This window comes from Anoxybacillus tengchongensis (assembly GCF_014201585.1).
Classification (GTDB): domain Bacteria; phylum Bacillota; class Bacilli; order Bacillales; family Anoxybacillaceae; genus Anoxybacillus; species Anoxybacillus tengchongensis.
In genome coordinates this window covers 171,231-194,070 of the sequence record NZ_JACHES010000003.1, presented here as the reverse complement: position 1 = coordinate 194,070, position 22,840 = coordinate 171,231, and the positions used below count along the sequence as shown (strand labels likewise).

The following is a 22,840-nucleotide window of genomic DNA, read 5'->3' as shown; positions in this document are numbered from 1 at the left end:
TTTGGGCAACCGTCTAGCATAAAGTAAATGAATTTGTTTATAATGAATGGTATGGATTTTTGTTGTTTTCATACGTTGGAGAAAGGGAGTGCGGAAAGTGAGTTTGGAGCAATACTCTCAAGAACAATTGCGAGAGATGTCTTTCGTCGAACTTGCGTATTTACTATTATGTGAGAAAAAGCAGACGGTGTCATTTCAAGAGATGGTTGAACAGCTAGTCGCGATGAAAGGATTATCTGAAAGCGAAGTGAGCGCGCGATTAGCGCAGTTTTATACAGATTTAAACGTCGACGGCCGATTTATTTGTGTTGGGGAAACGGCTTGGGGCTTGCGTTCGTGGTATCCGTATGATCAAACAGAGGATGAAGCAGTGCCTGTAGAACGCGTGAAGAAGAAGAAAAAAGTGGCGGATGACTTTGACGATTTCGATGAACTCATCGATGAAGACGAACTCGTATATGACGATTTAGATGAAGAATTATTAGATGATGAAGAGCTGTTAGACGATGATTTTGTATTAGATGAAGACGAAGAAGTCATTGATGATTTATTAGATGAAGAACTCGATTTAGACGACGCTCCAATTGATGAAGAGCTAGACGTCGTCGATGAAGAATTAGAGTTAGAAGAAGATGAGGAATTATAACCTTGACTTTTTACATCGATATATGTAGAATTCTGTTTGGGCTCTTTTCATAGAGATACGTTCGCTCCCTTACATATTTGTAAGCGGAGCGTTTTTATTTTTCCCCGAATTCGCACACACTGTAACTATTCTAAATGAGTTGAGGGGGAAGGTTTTCATGACAAAATATATTTTTGTAACAGGTGGCGTTGTATCATCGCTTGGGAAAGGAATTACGGCTGCATCACTTGGCCGATTATTAAAAAATCGTGGCTTAAAAGTGACGATTCAAAAGTTTGATCCGTACATTAACGTTGACCCAGGAACGATGAGTCCGTATCAACACGGAGAAGTGTTCGTTACAGATGACGGAGCGGAAACGGACTTAGACTTAGGACATTATGAGCGCTTTATTGACATTAATTTAAACAAATACAGCAACGTAACAACGGGAAAAATTTATTCAACCGTATTGAAAAAAGAACGTCGCGGCGATTATTTAGGTGGTACGGTACAAGTTATTCCTCACATTACAAACGAAATTAAAGAGCGCGTGTTTCGAGCAGGGCGTGAAACGAATGCGGACGTAGTTATTACTGAAATTGGTGGAACGGTTGGTGATATTGAATCTCTTCCGTTTTTAGAAGCGATTCGTCAAATTAAAAGCGATGTCGGCCGTGACAACGTCATGTACATTCATTGTACGCTTGTACCGTATATTAAAGCGGCAGGTGAAATGAAAACGAAACCGACGCAACATAGTGTCAAAGAGTTGCGCAGCTTAGGCATTCAGCCAAACGTCATCGTCGTGCGTACAGAAATGCCGATGTCTCAAGATATGAAAGATAAAATCGCTTTGTTCTGTGACATCGATCCGAAAGCGGTCATTGAAGCGCGCGATGCCGATACGTTATACGCTGTGCCACTTATGCTTCAGGAACAAAAGCTCGATCAAATCGTTTGTGAACATTTAAAATTAAATTGTAACGAAGCGGATATGACCGAATGGGTTGCGCTCGTTGAAAAAGTGCGCAACTTATCAAACAAAACAACGATTGCGCTCGTTGGAAAGTACGTTGAATTGCAAGATGCGTACATTTCTGTCGTCGAAGCGTTGCGTCACGCCGGATACGCATTTGATGCAGATATCGATATTCGTTGGATTAACTCCGAACATGTTGATCGAAACAACGTTGCACAGTTGCTTCAAGGGGTAAATGGCATTCTCGTTCCAGGTGGATTTGGCGATCGTGGTATTGAAGGAAAAATTGAGGCGATTCGCTATGCGCGCGAGCAACGTATCCCATTCCTCGGCATTTGTTTAGGTATGCAGTTAGCATCTGTCGAATTTGCTCGTCATGTCGTCGGGTTAAAAGGCGCTCATTCGGCGGAAATCGATCCGAACACGCCACATCCAATTATTGATTTATTGCCAGAACAAAAAGATATTGAAGATTTAGGAGGAACGCTTCGTCTCGGATTGTATCCGTGCAAGCTCGTTGAAGGAACGAAAGCGTACGAAGCATATCAAGATGAAGTCATTTATGAACGCCATCGCCATCGTTATGAATTTAACAATGAGTATCGTACGATGATGGAGGAAAATGGTTTTGTCTTTTCCGGTACAAGCCCAGACGGTCGCCTTGTAGAAATTATTGAGTTGAAAGATCATCCATGGTTCGTGGCGGCGCAGTTTCATCCAGAATTTACATCTCGCCCGACGCGTCCGCAGCCACTTTTCCGCGAATTTATTCGCGCATCGTTAGAAAAATAAAGGAGGATGTCCGATATGGGCATCCTCTTACTCGTATTCCGCAACGATTTCTTGCGTCATGAGCGCTAAGCTATGATAGGCAAATAAAGCGGCAATCGCAGAAGGAAAGCCAACACGCGTACCGTCTTCTGTTGGAACGAGCGGATGTTTTAAACATAAATCAATATGTACATCGACATAGTCAACAAGTGATGCCGTCGTTTCCGCTTTAACAGATGACATGCCGATCGTCCATATGTTTTGTTTTTGAAGCTGTTTGGCGATGTCAATAGCTTTTTCATCTGTGCAAAAACGTGCAATGATAAGCACGCGGTCAGCAGTTGTTACTTCGGTCATGTTGAACCGTTTTACGTTTGGGAACCTTTCAGCTCCATGTAGCGCTTCCGCAACAACCGCTTCCATTTCATCGATACCGTAAATAAAAATCGTACCGTTACCAATGACTGCTTGCGCAAGTAAACGGGCGGCATCCTCAAACTGTTGTTCTTCTTGGACACTTATGCGCTGAAACACACCAACAAGTTGTGTTGATAATATTTTTAACATGATAAATCTCCTTTTCATGCGACGTTGTCTTTGTTGCTCATTATATTAAAAAATAAAAAAATGATCAAAATTAGAACATGAAGCAGGATAAATGGTAAAAATTTCGAAATAATGATACGATAATAAAAATAGGAACTTTACATATGAAAAAAAGAAAAATAGAGGTGTTTATATGGCGGGGAAGATTTTGATTGTGGACGATCAGTTTGGCATTCGTATTTTATTAAATGAAGTATTTCAAAAAGAAGGGTACGAAACGTATCAGGCGGCAAACGGTGTTCAAGCTCTTGATTTGTTTGCGAAACACTCCCCGGATTTAGTGTTGTTAGACATGAAAATTCCGGGCATGGACGGAGTAGAAATTTTAAAGAAAATGAAAGAGATGAATGAAAATGTAAAAGTCATTGTAATGACGGCTTACGGAGAGCTTGATATGATTCATGAAACGAAAAAACTCGGTGCGCTGACTCACTTTGCGAAACCGTTTGACATAGACGATATGCGTGATGCAGTGAAACAATATATTGGTTAACCATTGACAGTTTTTTGAACTTTTTTCACAAAGTTTTGTTCGTTTCGGTGAATAATGTTGATGTGTGGAAACAAAGTTTGTTATTCTTATAATGTACATACTATTCGAGATCGTCTTGTATAAATTTGTCGAATTTTGGCCATTGTACATGTGAGAGGCGCTTTCGGATAGTGAATCATGGCTACATTTAAGGAGGATTTAACGATGCCTTTAGTTTCAATGACGGAAATGCTTAAACAAGCATTGGCAGGCAAGTATGCGGTCGGTCAATTCAATATTAACAACCTAGAATGGACGCAAGCGATTTTAGCAGCAGCGGAAGAAGAAAAGTCCCCTGTGATCCTCGGTGTGTCTGAAGGAGCAGCTCGCTATATGGGCGGCTTTAAAACAGTTGTAAACATGGTCAAAGGGTTAATGGAAGACATGAACATTACGGTTCCTGTTGCGATTCACCTTGACCACGGTTCAAGCTTTGAAAAATGTAAAGCAGCGATTGACGCTGGATTTACATCTGTTATGATCGACGCATCACATCATCCGTTTGAAGAAAACGTTGAAATTACATCAAAAGTTGTAGAGTACGCTCATGCACGCGGCGTATCTGTTGAAGCGGAGCTCGGAACAGTCGGTGGACAAGAAGATGACGTTGTTGCGGAAGGAATTATTTATGCAAATCCAGATGAGTGCGAAGAGCTTGTGAAGCGTACAGGCATCGACTGTTTAGCGCCAGCGCTCGGTTCTGTGCACGGTCCATACAAAGGCGAACCAAAACTAGGCTTCAAAGAGATGGAAGAAATTCGTGATCGTACAGGTGTACCACTCGTATTACACGGCGGAACAGGTATCCCAACAGAACAAATTCAACGTGCCATTTCGCTCGGTACATCAAAAATTAACGTCAATACAGAAAACCAAATGGCATTTACAAAAGTAGTGCGCGAAGTGTTAGCAAAAGATGAAAAAGTGTACGATCCGCGCAAATTCCTCGGCCCTGGCCGCGATGCCATTAAAGAGACAGTGATTGGCAAAATGCGCGAATTCGGTTCTTCCGGCAAAGCGTTGTAATAAAAGCCGCACCGTTTCAGCCTTGCTGAAGCGGGCGGTTTTGTTTCATTCCACTTTGAAAGCGTTTAGGAGGTTGAAAATTATGAAATTTTTTATTGACACAGCAAATATTGATGAAATCCGCCATGCGCATGAGCTTGGTATTTTAGCGGGAGTAACAACAAATCCAAGCCTTGTCGCAAAAGAGAACGTATCGTTTCACGATCGTCTTCGTGAAATTACTTCTCTCGTTTCGGGCTCAGTTAGTGCGGAAGTTATCGCTACAGATGCAGAAGGAATGATTGCGGAAGGGGAAGAATTAGCGAAAATTGCCCCAAACATTACCATTAAAGTGCCGATGACACCAGAAGGACTAAAGGCAGTAAAAGTATTTAGCGAAAAAGGCATTAAAACAAACGTAACACTTATTTTCAGCGCAAATCAAGCATTGTTGGCGGCACGCGCTGGGGCAACATACGTATCGCCATTTTTAGGACGTCTTGATGATATTGGGCATAACGGCTTAGACTTAATCGAAACGATCGCAAACATTTTTGCCATTCATGACATTGAGACAGAAATTATCGCGGCATCCATTCGTCATCCACAGCATGTGACAGAAGCTGCATTAAAAGGAGCGCATATTGCGACTGTTCCTTACAACGTGCTTATGCAACTATTTAAACATCCACTTACTGATCAAGGCATCGAAAAATTTTTAGCAGACTGGAATAAAGCAAACCAAAAATAACGATTAAGCAGTTTTCCGTCGCGTTCTAGTACTTGCATTGCGAGAAGGGAGACACATATGGAAAAGTTAAAAATCGTTGGCGGTGACCTCCTTCAAGGCTCCGTGCGCATTAGTGGAGCGAAAAATAGCGCCGTCGCGCTCATTCCAGCCGCTATTTTAGCGAACGCACCTGTAGTCATTGAAGGGTTGCCGAACATTTCAGACGTTCATGTGCTCGGACAATTAATTGAAGAAATTGGTGGTGCCTTTCATTTCAATGAACACGAAGTCGTCATCGACCCGACACATATCGTTTCCATGCCTTTGCCGAACGGAAAAGTGAAAAAGTTGCGCGCTTCTTATTATTTGATGGGTGCGATGCTCGGGCGATTTAAAAAAGCAGTGATTGGATTGCCGGGCGGTTGTCATTTAGGGCCGCGCCCAATTGATCAGCACATTAAAGGATTTGAGGCGCTTGGAGCAAAAGTGACAAACGAACAAGGTGCCATTTATTTACGAGCTGAAGAGCTTCATGGTGCGCGCATTTACTTGGACGTTGTCAGCGTAGGCGCGACGATCAACATTATGTTAGCTGCCGTCTTAGCGAAAGGACGAACGATTATTGAAAACGCAGCAAAAGAACCAGAAATTATTGATGTGGCGACGCTATTGACAAACATGGGTGCGCGCATTAAAGGGGCAGGAACAGACGTCATTCGCATTGACGGTGTGGAACAGTTGCACGGTTGCCGCCATTCCATTATTCCGGATCGCATTGAAGCAGGAACGTATATGATTATCGGTGCAGCCATGGGAAAAGAAGTGATTATCGACAACGTCATTCCGCAACATTTAGAAGCTGTTATTGCGAAAATGCGAGAAATGGGCGTCATTGTAGAAACGAGCGATGACCAAATTTTTGTTGCGACGAAAGATCATCTTCGTGCTGTCGATATTAAAACGCTCGTTTACCCTGGTTTTCCGACCGATTTACAACAGCCATTCACTTCACTATTAACGAAAGCGTCTGGGACGGGCATTGTGACAGATACAATTTATAGCGCACGATTTAAACATATTGATGAATTGCGGCGCATGAACGCTAACGTAAAAGTCGAAGGGCGTTCAGCGATCATTACAGGTCCATCTCGACTACAAGGGGCAAAAGTGCGTGCGACCGATTTGCGCGCAGGAGCTGCCCTTGTCGTTGCTGGACTAATGGCCGAAGGGGTTACAGAAATTACAGGATTAGAACATATTGATCGGGGCTACAGCAACTTAGTTGATAAACTCGCCAACCTTGGCGCAACGATTTGGCGTGAACAAATGACAGAGCAAGAAATTGAGCAACTGAAGAACACATAATGCAACAAAGGGGAGAGGGAGAAACGATGGAAAGAAGTTTATCGATGGAGCTTGTCCGTGTAACAGAAGCTGCGGCATTAGCTGCAGCACGCTGGATGGGGCGCGGTAAAAAAGATGAAGCAGATGAGGCGGCTACGTCTGCGATGCGCGATGTATTTGATACAGTACCGATGAAAGGAACGGTTGTCATCGGTGAAGGGGAAATGGACGAAGCACCGATGTTGTACATTGGAGAAAAGCTTGGCAACGGTTACGGTCCGCGCGTTGATGTCGCAGTTGATCCGCTCGAAGGAACAAATATTGTCGCTTCTGGTGGTTGGAACGCTTTAGCCGTTGTCGCGGTAGCGGATCATGGCAACTTGCTTCACGCGCCAGATATGTACATGGATAAAATTGCTGTTGGACCTGAAGCGGTTGGCATGATCGACATTAACGCACCGATTATTGATAATTTAAAAGCGGTAGCGAAAGCGAAAAACAAAGATATTGAAGACGTTGTGGCGATTATTTTAAATCGTCCACGCCACGAGCGCATCATTGCGGAGTTGCGTGAAGCAGGTGCGCGTATTAAGCTCATTAATGATGGTGACGTCGCTGCCGCGATTAATACAGCGTTTGATCATACAGGTGTAGATATTTTATTTGGTTCAGGAGGCGCACCAGAAGGGGTATTAGCGGCTGTTGCGCTGAAATGCCTCGGTGGAGAAATACAAGGAAAACTATTGCCACAAAACGATGCTGAATTAGATCGTTGTAAAAGAATGGGTATTGACGTAAACCGTGTGTTGCGTATGGAAGATCTCGTCAAAGGGGACGATGCCATTTTTGCAGCAACGGGTGTAACGGACGGAGAGTTGTTGCGGGGGGTACAATTTAAAGGTACATATGGCGAAACACACTCCGTTGTTATGCGTGCGAAATCTGGCACGGTTCGTTTTATTGAAGGACGCCACAGCTTAAAGAAAAAGCCGAACCTTGTCATCAAATAATTGCGGGATGCGCGAACTTTTCGCGCTCTCGCTCTTTTTCTATTGATTGAAAATATAAAAAAAGGGTAAAATAGTCGTGTTACGTCTCTTCTCGTGATCATCTTTTCATCTTCGCTGTTTCCAACCCAAAGAGTAATTCATGAAAATAAATAAAAGAGTGGTGTAAGTATGGAGTTAGGAGATTTAACGATTGCAACGCTAGAAGATATGACGATTAAAGAGCTATACGAATTAGCTCGTCAATACAAAATATCGTATTACAGTAAACTGACAAAAAAAGAATTAATTTTTGCCATTTTAAAAGCGCGCGCAGAACAAGACGGTCTTTTCTTCATGGAAGGCGTGCTTGAAATTATTCAATCAGAAGGGTTTGGTTTTTTACGTCCAATTAACTATTCCCCTAGTTCAGAAGATATTTATATTTCCGCATCGCAAATTCGCCGCTTCGATCTGCGCAACGGTGATAAAGTATCAGGAAAAGTGCGCCCGCCAAAAGAAAACGAACGGTATTTTGGGTTGTTGCACGTCGAAGCTGTAAACGGTGAAGACCCAGAAATTGCAAAAGAGCGCGTACACTTTCCAGCGCTTACGCCGCTTTATCCAAACCGACAAATGAAGCTAGAAACGACACCGGACAAACTATCTACTCGTCTCATCGATTTAATTGCTCCGATCGGATTCGGTCAGCGCGGTTTAATTGTTGCGCCTCCAAAAGCGGGAAAAACGATGTTGTTAAAAGAAATCGCCAACAGCATTACAACGAACCATCCTGACGTTGAACTGATCGTTTTACTCATTGACGAGCGTCCAGAGGAAGTGACGGATATTGAACGTTCCGTATCTGCCGATGTCGTCAGCTCGACGTTTGATGAAGTGCCAGAAAATCATATTAAAGTGGCGGAGCTCGTACTTGAACGAGCAATGCGTCTTGTGGAGCATAAACGTGACGTTGTTATTTTAATGGATAGTATTACTCGTTTAGCGCGCGCATACAACCTCGTCATTCCTCCAAGCGGCCGAACGCTTTCAGGAGGAATTGATCCGGCTGCGTTCCATCGTCCAAAACGGTTTTTCGGGGCAGCAAGAAACATTGAAGAAGGTGGCAGTTTAACGATTTTAGCGACCGCTCTTGTCGATACAGGTTCGCGCATGGACGATGTCATTTATGAAGAATTTAAAGGAACAGGAAATATGGAGCTTCATCTTGATCGCTCATTAGCGGAAAAACGTATTTTCCCTGCGATTGACATTCGTCGCTCAGGTACACGAAAAGAGGAATTGTTAATCCCAAGAGAACATTTAGAAAAATTATGGGCGATTCGTAAGACAATGTCAGATACGCCAGACTTTATTGAGCGATTTATTCACCGACTAAAGCAAACAAAGACAAACGAAGAGTTTTTTGCGATGTTGGATGAAGAGTGGAAAACAGCCGGAAATTTAAAACGGTTATAAATGGATAGTTGCAAAACAGCGGGACGGTTGTTATAATTTTATCATGTGTGTTTTTGATTGCATATAAACTCTGTTTCGAAAAGATTCAGGGCGGAAGGAGATGAAATGAGATGAAAGCAGGAATCCATCCAAACTATAAAAAAGTGATGGTTAAATGCGCGTGTGGAAACGAGTTTGAGAGCGGTTCTGTTAAAGACGAAGTGCGCGTAGAAATTTGCTCAGCGTGCCATCCATTCTACACAGGACGTCAAAAATTCGCTTCTGCTGCAGGACGTGTTGATAAATTTAACAAAAAATACGGCCTTAAGTAATCCGTATGTCATGAAAACAGGCAAGCGAACATTTTTCACTTGCCTGTTTTTTTCGTGAAAGCTTGAAAGGAAGGAGACGCCCTGATGGATGTTATGAAGCAATCCGGCTGGCTCGAAGTCATTTGCGGCAGCATGTTTTCAGGAAAATCAGAAGAACTCATTCGCCGCGTACGCCGCGCCCAATTTGCGAAACAAGAAGTGAAAGTGTTTAAGCCAGCGATTGATAATCGATATAGTGAAGAAGCTGTCGTTTCTCATAATGGAACTTCTGTTATTGCTATTCCTGTTTCTTGTGCGTTAGACATTCGAAAACATATCTCCGCAAATACGGACGTTGTGGCGATTGATGAAGTGCAGTTTTTTGACGAACATGTCGTTCATGTTGTGCAACAGCTTGCTGATGAAGGATATCGTGTCATTGTGGCTGGTTTAGACCAAGATTTTCGCGGTGAACCGTTCGGACCTGTTCCAACGTTAATGTCTATCGCTGAATCGGTGACAAAGCTACAAGCTGTTTGTACCGTCTGTGGCTCTCCTGCATCGCGCACGCAGCGGCTCATTAACGGTCGTCCTGCATCGTACAACGACCCTGTCATTTTAATCGGTGCAAGTGAATCGTACGAACCACGTTGCCGCCATCATCATGAAGTGCCTGATCATCCAGCGAAAATACAACAATTGCAAATGAATGAAAATATGAAATAATACTTTTTTGATGTTGCTATATTTTTTGAAAACTAAAAGATATTTTATGATAAAAAGTACTCTCGCTTTGCACGAGGGTACTTTTTTAAGCGGGATAATAGACTAAAAATTCTAAAAATTGTACAATTAATATGAAATTATTTTTTGGGAGTTAGTGTATGAATATTCATAAATTTGTTATGCCTGAAGTAATTTTTGGGAAAGGTTCTATTCAGCAAGTAGGAGAAAGTTGTTTGCGACTTGGGGCAACGAGTGTACTTATCGTTAGCGATCCAGGGGTTATGGAAGCTGGTTGGCTTGATATGGTCGTGCGAAGTTGTCAACAAGTTGGGCTAAATTACACGACATTTTATGACGTTACTATCAATCCGAAAGATAAAGAGGTAGAGAAAGGATGCCGTGTATATCTTGAGAACGGGTGTGATGCAATTGTCGGGATTGGGGGGGGGAGTTCCATCGATGTAGCTAAAGCGATCGCAATTCTTGCTACAAATGGCGGACGGATTCGTGACTATGAAGGGATCGACAAAATTCGTTATCCGCTCCCGCCACAAGTGATGGTACCGACGACTGCTGGGTCAGGATCGGAAGTTTCTCAGTTTTCCGTAATTGTAGATACAAAATCAGAGAAAAAGATGACAATTATTTCCCGTTCTCTCATTCCAGACATCGCTATTATTGATCCAGAAACATTATCGACTAAAAATACACATTTAACTGCTTCAACAGGATTAGATGTATTGACACACGGCATCGAGGCTTACGTAAGTCTAGCAGCAACACCGTTGACGGATGTGCAGTCGAAAAACGCCATTTCGCTTGTAGCTGAGTATTTAAGACCTTCGGTGGCTTCGAAAATTAACATAGAGGCTAAAACCAATATGGCGATGGCAAGTTTGCAAGCAGGCTTAGCATTCTCTAATGCGATTTTAGGGGCAGTGCATGCAATGTCACACGCTGTAGGAGGAAAATATAGTCTTCTTCACGGAGATGTCAATTCGATTTTGTTGCCACATGTCATGGAATTTAATTTGTTAGCGAATCCGAAAAAATTCGCAGACATTGCCCTTCTTCTTGGAGTCGATACTCGGGGGATGTCGTACATGGAAGCTGGAAAAAAAGCGATTGACTACGTAAAGCAGCTGGCAATAGATATCGGGGCGCCACAACGGTTGTCCGATATTGGTGTAGAGGAAGTTGAATTGAGGAGAATGAGTGTAGTTGCTTTTCACGATGCGTGCATGATTACGAATCCGCGAGATGTAACAGTTGAAGACATTGAGGAGTTATTTAGAAAGGCATGGTAGAAGAAATGAGAGAGAAGCAACAAATGATTAACTTGTTAACGGGGGTACAATCTTCGAAGAAGAGCTACTATACTGAACTAAAAAAAATGGTAAACGAGTTAAAAAAGAAAAATATGCAATTAGAAATCATTAATGATATTACGAAAAGTTTCAATATCGATATGTCGATTGATGATATGTTGAGAAATACGTTTGACAAGTTGAAAGAGATTTTCTATATAGACAGAATTAGCTTATTGCTGTATGAACAAGAACAACTTGTATTAACAAACGTATACCCCGAGCACGATTTATATTTTCCTGTTGGTTTTGTTTTACCGAGAGGAAATTCTCTTTACTGGAAAGCAATTCAATCGCTTGAAAAAACGTTTCATCAAGTGCAAGACGAACAAACATTTATCGAGAATAAAGTGTATCAATCGCTAGGGATTTGTAGTTTACTACTTATCCCACTTATGAGGAAAGCTCGGGTTATCGGTTTGTTAAGTATCGGTAGTAAAGAAATGGTTGTATATGATGAATCAGATCTTTCATTTTTTCAGCAATTTGGTGACCAATTAGCTGTTTGTATTGAAAATGCCCGCCTGTACAATGAAGTGTTGAAAAGTGAAAAGGAATGGGAAGAAACGTTTCGGGCGGTTTCTGAAATGATATTTGTTGTTGATTTAGAAGGTAACATTTTAAAGTATAACGATGCGGCTAAAGAGTTTTTTTCGTTAGATTTACTAAAAACAAATATTTGCCAATTACTAGCGATAGATCCTAAAGAAAGCCCGATCATTGAAAATGTAGAAATGAAAAAGCCTGTTCACCGACAGTTTCACATTCAGCAACGTGTCTGTGAACTCCATGCTTATCCTGTGTGGAATGAACAGCAAAAGATATATGCTTCCATTATTTACATCAATGATATTACTGAAAAGCTTCAAATTGAAGCGCAGCTTGTTCAATCAGGCAAGCTTGCTGCCATTGGTGAGATGGCGGCAGGTATTGCGCATGAACTGAACAACCCACTTACGGCGATTCTTGGCAACGCTCAATTATTGCTACGATCGATAGAAAAAGACAACCGTTCCTACAAACTGTTACAAGATATTTATTTATGTGGAAAGCGTTGTAAAACGATTATCCAAAATTTATTAACATTCTCTAGACAAGATGAATATGTTTTTGAAGAGTGCTCTGTTAATGAGGCTGTTGAGCAAGTACTTGGATTGATTGGTGACCAAATTCACAAGCAGAACATTTTCATTCAAAAAAAGCTAGATCATTCTGTGGAGTTGATCGAAGGAAATATACAACAAATTGGACAAATTATTTTGAATCTTTTAATTAATGCGAAAGACGCGCTAGAAGAAGTGGAAAACGAGCGAAAAATAATTGTCGTTGAAACGAAGCAAGTAATCGAGAACGAAAAACAGTGGGTTACATTATGTGTTAAAGATAACGGGAAAGGTATCGCGGAACAACATTTACAAGAAATTTTCAACCCATTTTTCACGACAAAGAGACCGGGAAAAGGGACAGGTCTTGGATTATCCGTCAGCTTAGGTATTGCGGAGGCGCATGGTGGGACGATTGAAGTCGTTAGTGAGCCCGGTAAAGGAAGCGAGTTTCGATTAAAGCTTCCAGTACAGTAGAGGAGGGAAGTGAATGAGCACTATTTTGGTCATTGATGACGAACGTGAAGTAGGTACGTTTTTCCGTCATTTTCTAGAAGAGAAAGGATATAGTGTTAAAATTGGGTTAAGTGGAAAAGATTTTTCACAGCTTATTAAACAACACCGCTTTGATTTAGCGTTAATTGACGTGAAATTGCCGGATACGAACGGGTTAGAGTTGTTAAGGCAGCTTAAGCTTTCTATTCCTTCCTGCAAGGCGGTCGTGATGACGGGCTATAGTACTGTGAAAACGGCGGTGGAAGCAATTAAATATGGGGCGAGTGACTATGTGGAAAAGCCGTTCGACGATATTGACCAGCTGGAGCAATTAATAGACGGGCTGTTACGTAGTGGTGCTACTTCCGCGCAAAGCGACATGTATAAACTCGCTGACACGCTTGGATTTATTGTTGGAATGAACAAAGAAATGAATGACTTATTGAAACTTGCCTATAAAATTGCGAAAAAAAATGTAAACGTACTGATTGAAGGGGAAACAGGAACAGGGAAAGAGGTACTTGCCCATTTCATCCATAGTGCCAGTATGCGATATGATCAACCGTTCATTGGTATGAATTGCGGTGCGGTTTCGGAAACATTGTTGGAAAGTGAATTGTTTGGCTATGAGAAAGGAGCATTTACCGGGGCTGTAAAAGAAAAGAAAGGTATTTTTGAAATCGCTCACCGTGGCACTTTGTTTTTAGATGAAATTGGTGAAGCATCGCTTGCTACGCAAGTAAAGTTGTTGAGAGTATTAGAAACAGGAGAATATATGCGCGTCGGAGGTGAGACGGTTCGCAAAACGAATACGCGCATTATTGCTGCATCGCATGTTAACCTAGCTAAAGCGGTAGAAGAAAAAACTTTTCGGGAGGATTTGTTATATCGTCTTGATGTTGTGAAGTTAACGATTCCACCGCTTCGTGAACGTTTAGAAGACTTGCCGCTTCTCATTGACTACTTTTTAAAAAAATTAAACAGCTCTTTATCTTTTTCTGAAGAGAGCATCGCTTATATGAAACAATACCATTGGCCTGGAAATGTAAGAGAGCTGTTTAATGTTGTCAAACGTGCAGTGACATTAGCAGAGGGAGAAACATCCGTCATCCCCCCTTCATATTTGCCAGAAAAGTTAAAATCTTTACGATATCAAAGGGGAACGGTAGAGAGCCAAGTCGTAAAAAATGAAATGGACTTTGAAACATATGTGCAATGGTGGACAAATCATATTTTAAACATGTGGAAGAGCGACGAAAATGTTGATCTCGAGTATGTACTTGCTTCGGTGAAAGAAATGGAGATGGAAGTCAGTCGATCATTTATTATGAAAACATTAAAGGAGACAATTGGAAATAGAAAAGAGGCAGCAAAGCGATTAAATATTACAGTTCGAAAACTAAGGTATTTATTGAAAGAAAAAGGTGTGGATTCAAAAGTATAAATCACTTTTGAATCCGTCCCTTATATATTAAACATCTAGTAACTTTTTAAAGAATAAAGCATTTTCAAGGAGGTGAGGAAAACTCAATCAAACATTTTTGATCTTGTTAAAAAACGCACCCCTTCGGATCCTTCAAGTGAAAACATACCACCGCGACCAGGGACGACATCAATAATGAGTTGTGTATGTTTCCAATATTCGTATTGAGCAGCGTGCATATAAAATGGGCATCCTCCGATTTCCCCAAGCAATACGTCTGAGTTACCGATCATAAACTCTCCTTGCGGGTAACACATCGGTGAACTTCCATCGCAACATCCACCAGATTGATGAAACATCAGTGGACCATATTTCGTTTTTAGTTTTTCAATAAGTTGTAGGGCTGCGTCGGTCGCTATTACTTTCGGTTGCATGTGCATCATCCTTTCAAAAAAGGCAGCGCTTTGGAGACGCTGCCTGAACGATTAGAAAAATCCGAGTTTTTTCGGTGAATAGCTAACAAGCAAGTTTTTCGTTTGTTGGTAATGTTCGAGCATCATTTTGTGCGTTTCGCGACCGATTCCTGACATTTTATATCCGCCAAACGCTGCATGGGCCGGATAAGCGTGATAGCAATTTGTCCACACGCGTCCAGCTTGAATGCCGCGACCAAAGCGATAGGCTGTATTCATATCGCGCGTCCATACACCAGCACCTAGTCCGTATAATGTATCGTTTGCGATGGACAACGCTTCTTCTTGATCTTTAAATGTTGTGACAGATACAACCGGACCGAAAATTTCTTCTTGGAAGATGCGCATCCGATTATGTCCCTTAAAGACGGTCGGTTTCACATAATAGCCGCCTTGTAAATCTCCTTCTAACATATTGCGTTCGCCACCGATGAGAAGTTCAGCCCCTTCTTGTTTGCCGATATCAATGTATGACAAAATTTTCTCTAGCTGTTCGGATGAAGCTTGGGCGCCAATCATTGTACTCGTATCGAGCGGATTGCCTTGTTTAATTTGTTTGACTCGTTCTAATGCTCGTTCCATAAATACATCATAAATGGATTCTTCGATTAATGCACGTGAAGGGCATGTACACACTTCTCCTTGATTTAAAGCGAACATCGTAAACCCTTCAAGCGCTTTATCAAAAAATTCGTCATCTTTCGCAGCGACGTCTGCGAAGAAAATGTTTGGTGATTTTCCGCCGAGTTCAAGTGTGACCGGAATTAAATTTTGAGATGCATATTGCATAATGAGACGTCCTGTCGTCGTTTCGCCGGTAAAGGCAACTTTCGCAATTCGCGGGTTAGAAGCGAGCGGTTTGCCAGCTTCAAGACCGAATCCGTTGACGACGTTGACAACGCCTTTTGGTAATAAGTCTTGAATTAACTCGATTAGCACAAGAATCGATGTTGGAGTTTGTTCTGCTGGCTTTAATACGACGCAGTTACCAGCAGCTAAAGCAGGTGCAAGTTTCCAAGCGGCCATTAAAATCGGGAAATTCCACGGAATAATTTGTCCGACAACTCCGAGCGGCTCCTTAAAATGATAAGCAACGGTATCGTTGTCAAGCTCCGCTAATGTACCTTCCTCAGCGCGAATGCAACCAGCAAAATATCGGAAATGATCAATGGCTAAAGGAATGTCAGCGGCACGCGTTTCACGAATGGGCTTTCCATTTTCCCACGTTTCCGCTACAGCAAGCATGTCTAAGTTTTCTTCCATTCGGTCTGCGATTTTGTTTAACAGGCGTGCCCGCTCAGCAACAGATGTACGCCCCCATGCTTCCTTCGCTGCATGAGCTGCATCGAGTGCTAATTCAATATCGACAGCTTTTGAGCGAGGAACTTCGCAATATACTTGTCCAGTAACGGGCGAAATATTTTCAAAATATTCACCGTCAATTGGAGGTACCCATTCTCCTCCGATGAAATTTTCGTATCTTTTTTTGAATGTAATGAGTGAGCCAGGTTGTCCAGGCTGAGCGTAAATCATTTGAATTCCTCCTTGTTTTAAAAATTTAGCACAGGGAACGGTTTAAAAACCGCTCCCGTTTTCTAGTTTTTATAAAGTTAAAACAACGCGTCCGTTAATTTGTCCTTTTTCCATCCGTTCAAACACTTCATTGACTTTATCTAATGGAACCGCTTCCACGATTGGTCTAACTTTCCCTCGTGCTGCAAAATCCAATGCTTCCTGCATGTCCTTTCTCGTACCTACGATTGAGCCTCTCACCGTAACCCCATTTAAGACTGTATCAAAAATCGGAATTGGTAATTCATCGTGAGGTAAGCCAACAACAACAAGGCATCCACCACGTTTCACGGATTGGTAAGCTTGTTCGAATGCCTTTTTTGTGACGGCAACACTAATAGCTGCTTGAACCCCGCCCACTTTCTCTCGGATCGTCGTGACCGGATCTTCTTTTAGCCCATTAATCGCGAGATCGGCACCTAGTTTTGTTGCGAGTTCTGTTTTTTCATCGCTGATGTCTACAGCAACAACGTTAAATCCCATAGCTTTAGCGTATTGTAGCGCAATGTGACCTAAGCCACCGATGCCGTAGATTGCGACCCAATCACCCGGCTTCGCATCTGATACTTTTAATGCCTTATATGTCGTTACTCCAGCACAAAGAATTGGTGCGACTTCCACTGGATCTAAATTTTCTGGAATTCTTGCTACATAATCTGCCGGTGCTTTGCAATACTCCGCATATCCGCCGTCTACAGAATATCCTCCATTTAATTGATGGGGACAAAGCGTTTCTTGTCCACTCAAACAATACTCGCATTCTCCGCATGCTGAATATAACCAAGGGATACCTACCCGATCGCCTACTTTTATCGATTTTACCCCCTGACCTACTTCGACAACGACCCCAACTCCTTCGTGACCAGGAATGAGTGGGAGTTTAGGTTTAACTGGCCAGTCTCCGTGTGCCGCGTGTAAGTCTGTGTGACATACACCGCAAGCCTCAATTTTGACGAGCACTTCACCATACTCCAACTTTGGTTTTTCAACTTCCTCGATGCTTAGCTTTTGTTTGAACTCGTGAACGACTGCAGCTTTCATTTCTCCAGCTCCCCTTTCAAAAAATTTTTCGTTCGCTTATTTTCTAAGCAAAAAGCATGCCAAATTGAATAACAAGTAAAACAATCAAAACTTATATAGTAATGCCAAAATTTCGTCTTTTTATACCGGATAATTGATGTTTTGTTCACAAAATTGTCACAAGTTCAATAGGACTTTCTCATTCATTGAAACTGTAGTATAATCATGAATTAGACTGTGTATGGAACAAGAATAGGGGTGAATGGTGTGTTTGACCGTCTTCAAGCAGTAGAAGCCCGTTATGAAAAATTAAATGAACTATTAATGGATCCAGAAGTATTAAATGACCCGAAAAAGTTGCGTGATTATTCGAAAGAGCAATCCGATTTAGCGGAAACGGTACAAACGTATCGCGAATATAAATCGGTGCGTGAGCAGTTAGTAGATGCGAAAGCGATGTTGGAAGAAAAGCTCGATCCAGATATGCGGGAAATGGTGAAAGAAGAAATTAACGAGCTAGAAGAGCGTGAAGAACAGCTTGTTGAAAAGTTAAAAGTATTGTTGCTTCCGAAAGATCCGAACGATGATAAAAACGTCATTATGGAAATTCGCGGAGCGGCAGGTGGAGAGGAAGCCGCGCTTTTTGCAGGCGATTTATATCGCATGTATACGCGCTATGCGGAGTCGCAAGGATGGAAAACAGAAGTGATTGAAGCACATCCGACCGGACTTGGTGGCTACAAAGAAATCATCTTTATGATTCAAGGAAAAGGGGCATATTCAAAATTAAAATTTGAAAACGGTGCCCATCGCGTTCAGCGCGTACCAGAGACGGAATCGGGTGGACGCATTCATACGTCGACAGCGACAGTTGCGTGTTTGCCAGAGATGGAAGAAATTGAAATTGAAATTAATGAAAAAGATATTCGTGTTGATACGTTCGCATCGAGCGGTCCGGGAGGGCAAAGCGTTAATACGACGATGTCGGCTGTTCGTTTAACGCACATTCCAACAGGAATTGTTGTATCGTGCCAAGACGAAAAATCGCAAATTAAAAATAAAGAAAAGGCGATGAAAGTATTGCGCGCGCGCATTTACGATAAATACCAACAAGAAGCGCGTGCCGAATACGACCAAACGCGCAAACAAGCGGTCGGAACAGGTGATCGTTCTGAACGCATTCGCACATACAACTTCCCGCAAAATCGTGTGACAGACCATCGCATCGGCTTGACGATTCAAAAACTTGACCAAGTGTTAGAAGGAAAGTTAGATGAAATTATTGATGCGCTCATTTTAGACGATCAATCGAAAAAATTGGAGCAAGCGAACAATGAGCAGTAAAATATATGAAGTCCTTCAATGGGCTTCTTCTTTTTTCCGAGAGCACGGAAAGGAAGAAGTTGCTGCAGAATGGCTGTTGCGCCACCATTTACAAATGACGCGCGCGCAATTATTTGCTTCGTTACGTGAGCCAATGGATGAGGCGAGCAAACAAGCATTGATGGCGGATGTGAAAAAACATGCGCTGGAGCATATTCCGATTCAATATTTGATCGGATATGAGCACTTTTATGGCCGAACGTTTATCGTTAATGAGCATGTATTAATTCCACGTCCAGAAACCGAAGAGCTCGTTTCACATGTGCTGGCGCGCGCACGAAAACAGCCGCTTTCTGTCGTTGATGTCGGAACAGGAAGCGGAGCGATTGCGATTACGTTGTCGTTGGAACGACCAACGTGGTGTGTGTATGGCATTGATATTGCCGCCTCATCGCTTGAAGTCGCGAAAAAAAATGCCGCTCAGCTTGGCGCTTGCGTGCATTGGTTCGAAGGGGATTTATTACAGCCAATGATCGAACGAGGCATACAAGTTGATGTCGTTGTTTCTAATCCGCCATACATTCCAGCCTGTGACATCCCGACATTATCGCCTGTTGTGCAAAAAGAGCCGCTTCGTGCGCTTGTCGGTGGCGAAGATGGCTTGTTGTTTTATCGTCGTCTGACCGAGCAATTGCCTCAAGTTGTTTCAGAAAAAGCGCTAATTGCATTTGAAATCGGTCACGGACAAGGGCAAGCGGTCAAGACGATGTTGCAACAAACATTTCCTTCCGTACATGTCGATGTCCTTTTTGATATCAACGGTAAAGAGCGCATCGTCATCGCTCATCTCGCTTCCGAGTAACATCGGAAGCTTTTTATATTTTTTCATTTTCATAGTTTATCAACCTCCTTTTCTGGTTACACTGCATAACAAGAAAGGGGAGGTAAACAATGAATAAATACGTGATTATTTTATATATGACGATGGTTATGATCGGTGCGATTATTACAATATACGGTCAACAAACAGAAGCGCAAGGAGATGTCGTCATTCCAAATGAAGCGGTACGGTTGCGCATTTTAGCGAATAGCGATTCACCAGCAGACCAAGCGTTAAAGCGCGCCGTTCGCGATGCGGTAAATGAGCAAATTACGACATGGGTAAGCGACTTAACATCATTTGAAGAAGCAAAGCAAGTCATTGCCCAACATGTGCCCGAAATTGAACAAACGGTTGCTCGTGTTCTTCAAGAAAAAAAGAGTAATCAGTCGTACAAAGTGGCGTTCGGACGTGTATCATTTCCAACGAAAATATACGGTTCATATGTATATCCAGCAGGTGAGTACGATGCCGTATTAATTACGCTCGGCAAAGGTGAAGGAGCGAATTGGTGGTGCGTTTTATTCCCGCCGCTCTGTTTTCTCGATTTTTCCACAGGTGAAGCCGTTCGTCCTGTGGAAAAACAAGTTGAACAAGAGAAAGAAGTCGATCAAATAAGTGAACAACCGCTCGTTGTCGAGGATGAACAGCAAATAGAAGTGAAATTTTTCGTTGCGGAAGTATGGAAAAAGCTCATGCAATAAATATATCCACAAAATTATCAACAAAAAAGAGCAACATATCCACAATTTGTGGACAATTGTTGAGTATTTTGTATGAATCTTTTATACTCATGGAAGAAATGGCTGAAAAATGCTTGTGGGATATTGATAAACAAACAAGCAACTTGAATATGTATGAGGTGAAAACATTGAAAACACATGTGTTTTTTGTGGATAAAAATGTGGATGACTTAAATAGTTGTCCACAAATTACACAAGCGGCATCATATTTACAACGTGGCGACCTTGTCGCATTTCCGACAGAAACAGTGTACGGACTTGGTGCGAACGCCATGTCCACAGCGGCTGTGGAAAACATTTTTATAGCGAAAGGAAGGCCAAGCGATAATCCACTCATTGTCCACATTGCAACAACAGAACAATTGTACGATATTGTCTGCGACATCCCTCCTGTTGCATATACATTGATGGAACATTTTTGGCCTGGTCCATTGACGCTCGTCCTTCCAAAAAAAGAAGCAGTTTCTCCTCGTGTGACTGCAGGGTTAAACACGGTAGCAGTGCGCATGCCGAATCATCCGATCGCCCTCGCGCTCATTAAAGCAAGCGGGTTACCGATTGCTGCACCGAGTGCTAATCGTTCAGGACGACCGAGTCCGACGACGGCGAAGCATGTACTTGATGACTTAGATGGTCGTATTGCAGCAGTTGTTGATGGAGGGCAGACGGGCGTTGGAGTTGAATCGACAGTCATTGACTGTACGACAGCCATTCCGACCATTTTAAGACCAGGTGGCGTGACGAAAGAAGATATTGAACGAGTCATCGGAGTTGTAAATATTGACCGTGCGCTTGTGGAAAAAGAAGCAGTGCCGAAATCACCAGGCATGAAATATACACATTATGCACCGAAAGCTCCGTTAGTCGTTGTCCACGGTTCTTCTGTATTTTTGCAACAACTCGTCAATGAAAAACGTGCCGATGGTTTCAAAGTGGGAGTGTTAACGACGGAAGAGGGACGTCATACGTATGAAGCAGACGTTGTCATTTCTTGTGGACAACGACACGATTTACGAACGGTTGCGAAAAAGCTATACGATGCATTACGAACATTTGATACAACAAATGTGGATATCATTTATAGCGAATCGTTCCCATATGAAGGGATTGGTGTAGCCATTATGAATCGTCTATTAAAAGCAGCAGGACATGAACAAATGATGGAAAAATGATGTCTAAACTCCTTAGGGTGTGCATATGTTAACGTGAAGGCACGTCCTAAGGAGGCATTCATATGATTGGAGAAATAATCACATTAGCGATGATGGCATTTGCGCTGGGGATGGATGCGTTTTCAGTCAGCCTTGGCATGGGATTACTTCGGCTTCGATTGAAGCAAATCGCTTATATTGGATTAACGGTAGGTTTTTTCCATATTGTCATGCCTTTAGCTGGGATGGCGATCGGTCGGTTGTTATCTGTTCAGCTTGGTCATATGGCGACATACATCGGGGGAGCATTATTGTTTATTCTTGGTGTGCAAATGGTTATCGCTTCGTTTCATCATGAACAAGAACGTTGGCTGAGGCCCGTTGGCATCGGTTTGTTTTTATTTGCATTTAGCGTTAGCCTCGACAGTTTTTCTGTTGGATTAAGTTTAGGCATTTACGGAGTAGAAATCGTATTTGCGGTTATCGCATTCGGATTGACAAGCATGGTGTTAACATGGATGGGGTTACTTCTTGGGCGCCGTTTTCAACGTTGGTTAGGGACATATAGTGAGGCGTTAGGCGGCGCCATTTTACTTTTGTTTGCGTGCAAATTATTATTTCCTTTATGAGCTGGGTGTTTCCAGTTCTTTTTTCTTTTTGTTTAGTCTATATTTTATCTTACGATTTGCTTTATAATAATAGTAAACAAGTGGCAAATGATGAGAGGTGTGAATGGTGAATCAAACGAACGTTTTGTTTGTATGTACAGGAAATACGTGTCGAAGTCCGATGGCGGAGGCGCTACTAAGACATAAACAGCTACCGCACGTACAAGTGCGATCTGCAGGCATTTTTGCGTTGGATGGGAGCGACGCATCACAACATGCAAAAGCAGTGCTTGCTGAAAAAGGAATCGACATCGATCATCGTGCTTCGTTGTTAACGAAAGAACATATTGACTGGGCGACATACGTATTAACGATGACCGAAAGTCACAAGCAACATGTGTTAGCGCGTTTTCCGGAAGCAGAAGGAAAAACGTTTACGTTAAACGAATTTCTTGGTGGCGGTGAAGATGTGATCGATCCGTTTGGTGGCTCGATTGATGTGTATCGCCAAACGCGCGATGAGCTTGAACAAGCCATTGAAAAGCTTCATGAAAAACTTCATGAAAAACTTCATGAAAAACTTCATGAAAAACTATAAAGCAAGGG

The 22,840-nt window shown here is 42.3% G+C and carries 23 protein-coding genes; 19 read left to right on the top strand and 4 right to left on the bottom strand.

Going from position 1 to position 22,840, the window contains the following annotated elements; genetic code table 11:
- Positions 1-46: 46 nt before the first annotated feature.
- Both rpoE and pyrG read left to right on the top strand, forming a co-directional pair.
- The gene (gene rpoE / locus HNQ82_RS04830; protein WP_075039122.1) at positions 47-646 is read left to right on the top strand and encodes a DNA-directed RNA polymerase subunit delta; all 600 of its coding nucleotides are present in this window, start codon (positions 47-49) and stop codon (positions 644-646) included.
- Between the two features lie 157 nt (positions 647-803).
- Positions 804-2,399 (top strand): CTP synthase, encoded by a 1,596-nt coding sequence (gene pyrG, locus HNQ82_RS04825; protein ID WP_183247612.1) that lies wholly within the window; start codon positions 804-806, stop codon positions 2,397-2,399.
- A 27-nt stretch (positions 2,400-2,426) separates the two neighbouring features.
- On the opposite strand, the gene HNQ82_RS04820 is transcribed toward pyrG, so the two are convergent.
- Positions 2,427-2,945, bottom strand: coding sequence for a DUF2529 domain-containing protein (locus HNQ82_RS04820; RefSeq protein WP_183247610.1), 519 nt, complete (start codon positions 2,943-2,945; stop codon positions 2,427-2,429).
- A gap of 172 nt (positions 2,946-3,117) precedes the next feature.
- Here HNQ82_RS04820 and HNQ82_RS04815 point away from each other — a divergent pair, with 172 nt between their 5' ends.
- The 11 genes from HNQ82_RS04815 (at position 3,118) to HNQ82_RS04765 (ending at position 14,485) form a co-directional block, all read left to right on the top strand.
- The gene (locus HNQ82_RS04815; RefSeq protein ID WP_032101337.1) at positions 3,118-3,477 is read left to right on the top strand and encodes a response regulator; all 360 of its coding nucleotides are present in this window, start codon (positions 3,118-3,120) and stop codon (positions 3,475-3,477) included.
- Between the two features lie 204 nt (positions 3,478-3,681).
- Positions 3,682-4,542, top strand: a complete 861-nt coding sequence (locus HNQ82_RS04810) for a class II fructose-bisphosphate aldolase (protein WP_009360981.1) — start codon at positions 3,682-3,684, stop codon at positions 4,540-4,542.
- Positions 4,543-4,624: 82 nt separating this feature from the next.
- The gene (gene fsa, locus HNQ82_RS04805; protein ID WP_003397044.1) at positions 4,625-5,272 is read left to right on the top strand and encodes a fructose-6-phosphate aldolase; all 648 of its coding nucleotides are present in this window, start codon (positions 4,625-4,627) and stop codon (positions 5,270-5,272) included.
- A gap of 57 nt (positions 5,273-5,329) precedes the next feature.
- Entirely contained in the window at positions 5,330-6,616 is a 1,287-nt protein-coding gene (locus tag HNQ82_RS04800) for a UDP-N-acetylglucosamine 1-carboxyvinyltransferase (protein ID WP_183247607.1), read from the top strand.
- A 26-nt stretch (positions 6,617-6,642) separates the two neighbouring features.
- The gene (gene glpX, locus HNQ82_RS04795; protein ID WP_183247605.1) at positions 6,643-7,605 is read left to right on the top strand and encodes a class II fructose-bisphosphatase; all 963 of its coding nucleotides are present in this window, start codon (positions 6,643-6,645) and stop codon (positions 7,603-7,605) included.
- 168 nt (positions 7,606-7,773) lie between these two features.
- Positions 7,774-9,060, top strand: a complete 1,287-nt coding sequence (gene rho, locus HNQ82_RS04790; protein WP_055440789.1) for a transcription termination factor Rho — start codon at positions 7,774-7,776, stop codon at positions 9,058-9,060.
- A gap of 110 nt (positions 9,061-9,170) precedes the next feature.
- Positions 9,171-9,371: a 50S ribosomal protein L31 gene (gene rpmE / locus HNQ82_RS04785; RefSeq protein WP_003397039.1), complete on the top strand. Its 201-nt coding sequence runs from the start codon at positions 9,171-9,173 to the stop codon at positions 9,369-9,371.
- A gap of 84 nt (positions 9,372-9,455) precedes the next feature.
- The gene (locus tag HNQ82_RS04780) at positions 9,456-10,076 is read left to right on the top strand and encodes a thymidine kinase (protein ID WP_183247602.1); all 621 of its coding nucleotides are present in this window, start codon (positions 9,456-9,458) and stop codon (positions 10,074-10,076) included.
- A gap of 158 nt (positions 10,077-10,234) precedes the next feature.
- Positions 10,235-11,383 carry an iron-containing alcohol dehydrogenase gene (locus tag HNQ82_RS04775; RefSeq protein WP_183247601.1) on the top strand — a complete coding sequence of 383 codons (1,149 nt, stop codon included), beginning with the start codon at positions 10,235-10,237 and terminating at the stop codon, positions 11,381-11,383.
- 5 nt (positions 11,384-11,388) lie between these two features.
- Positions 11,389-13,023, top strand: coding sequence for a sensor histidine kinase (locus tag HNQ82_RS04770; RefSeq protein ID WP_183247802.1), 1,635 nt, complete (start codon positions 11,389-11,391; stop codon positions 13,021-13,023).
- Positions 13,024-13,036: 13 nt separating this feature from the next.
- Positions 13,037-14,485, top strand: a complete 1,449-nt coding sequence (locus tag HNQ82_RS04765) for a sigma-54-dependent transcriptional regulator (protein WP_183247599.1) — start codon at positions 13,037-13,039, stop codon at positions 14,483-14,485.
- Positions 14,486-14,568: 83 nt separating this feature from the next.
- Here HNQ82_RS04765 and HNQ82_RS04760 read toward each other — a convergent pair whose 3' ends face one another.
- The 3 genes from HNQ82_RS04760 to adhP form a co-directional block, all read right to left on the bottom strand.
- On the bottom strand, positions 14,569-14,898 hold the full coding sequence (locus HNQ82_RS04760; RefSeq protein WP_425486238.1) for a DUF779 domain-containing protein: 330 nt from the start codon (positions 14,896-14,898) through the stop codon (positions 14,569-14,571).
- A gap of 51 nt (positions 14,899-14,949) precedes the next feature.
- A complete protein-coding gene (gene adh, locus HNQ82_RS04755) occupies positions 14,950-16,470 on the bottom strand; it encodes an aldehyde dehydrogenase (protein WP_183247594.1) in 1,521 nt (506 codons plus the stop codon).
- Positions 16,471-16,539: 69 nt separating this feature from the next.
- Entirely contained in the window at positions 16,540-17,550 is a 1,011-nt protein-coding gene (adhP, locus tag HNQ82_RS04750; protein ID WP_183247592.1) for an alcohol dehydrogenase AdhP, read from the bottom strand.
- Between the two features lie 246 nt (positions 17,551-17,796).
- Between adhP and prfA the strand changes: the two genes are divergently transcribed.
- The 6 genes from prfA to HNQ82_RS04720 all read left to right on the top strand — a co-directional run bounded on the left by prfA (position 17,797) and on the right by HNQ82_RS04720 (position 22,832).
- Positions 17,797-18,873, top strand: coding sequence for a peptide chain release factor 1 (gene prfA, locus HNQ82_RS04745; RefSeq protein ID WP_032101331.1), 1,077 nt, complete (start codon positions 17,797-17,799; stop codon positions 18,871-18,873).
- Entirely contained in the window at positions 18,863-19,714 is an 852-nt protein-coding gene (gene prmC, locus HNQ82_RS04740; protein WP_183247589.1) for a peptide chain release factor N(5)-glutamine methyltransferase, read from the top strand. The genes prfA and prmC overlap by 11 nt, the downstream gene beginning before the upstream one ends.
- 89 nt (positions 19,715-19,803) lie before the next feature.
- Positions 19,804-20,436: a stage II sporulation protein R gene (gene spoIIR / locus HNQ82_RS04735; protein ID WP_183247587.1), complete on the top strand. Its 633-nt coding sequence runs from the start codon at positions 19,804-19,806 to the stop codon at positions 20,434-20,436.
- A gap of 167 nt (positions 20,437-20,603) precedes the next feature.
- Entirely contained in the window at positions 20,604-21,647 is a 1,044-nt protein-coding gene (locus HNQ82_RS04730; RefSeq protein ID WP_246348883.1) for an L-threonylcarbamoyladenylate synthase, read from the top strand.
- Positions 21,648-21,709: 62 nt separating this feature from the next.
- Entirely contained in the window at positions 21,710-22,255 is a 546-nt protein-coding gene (locus tag HNQ82_RS04725; protein WP_183247585.1) for a manganese efflux pump MntP, read from the top strand.
- 103 nt (positions 22,256-22,358) lie between these two features.
- Positions 22,359-22,832, top strand: coding sequence for a low molecular weight protein arginine phosphatase (locus HNQ82_RS04720; protein WP_183247583.1), 474 nt, complete (start codon positions 22,359-22,361; stop codon positions 22,830-22,832).
- Positions 22,833-22,840 lie beyond the last annotated feature (8 nt).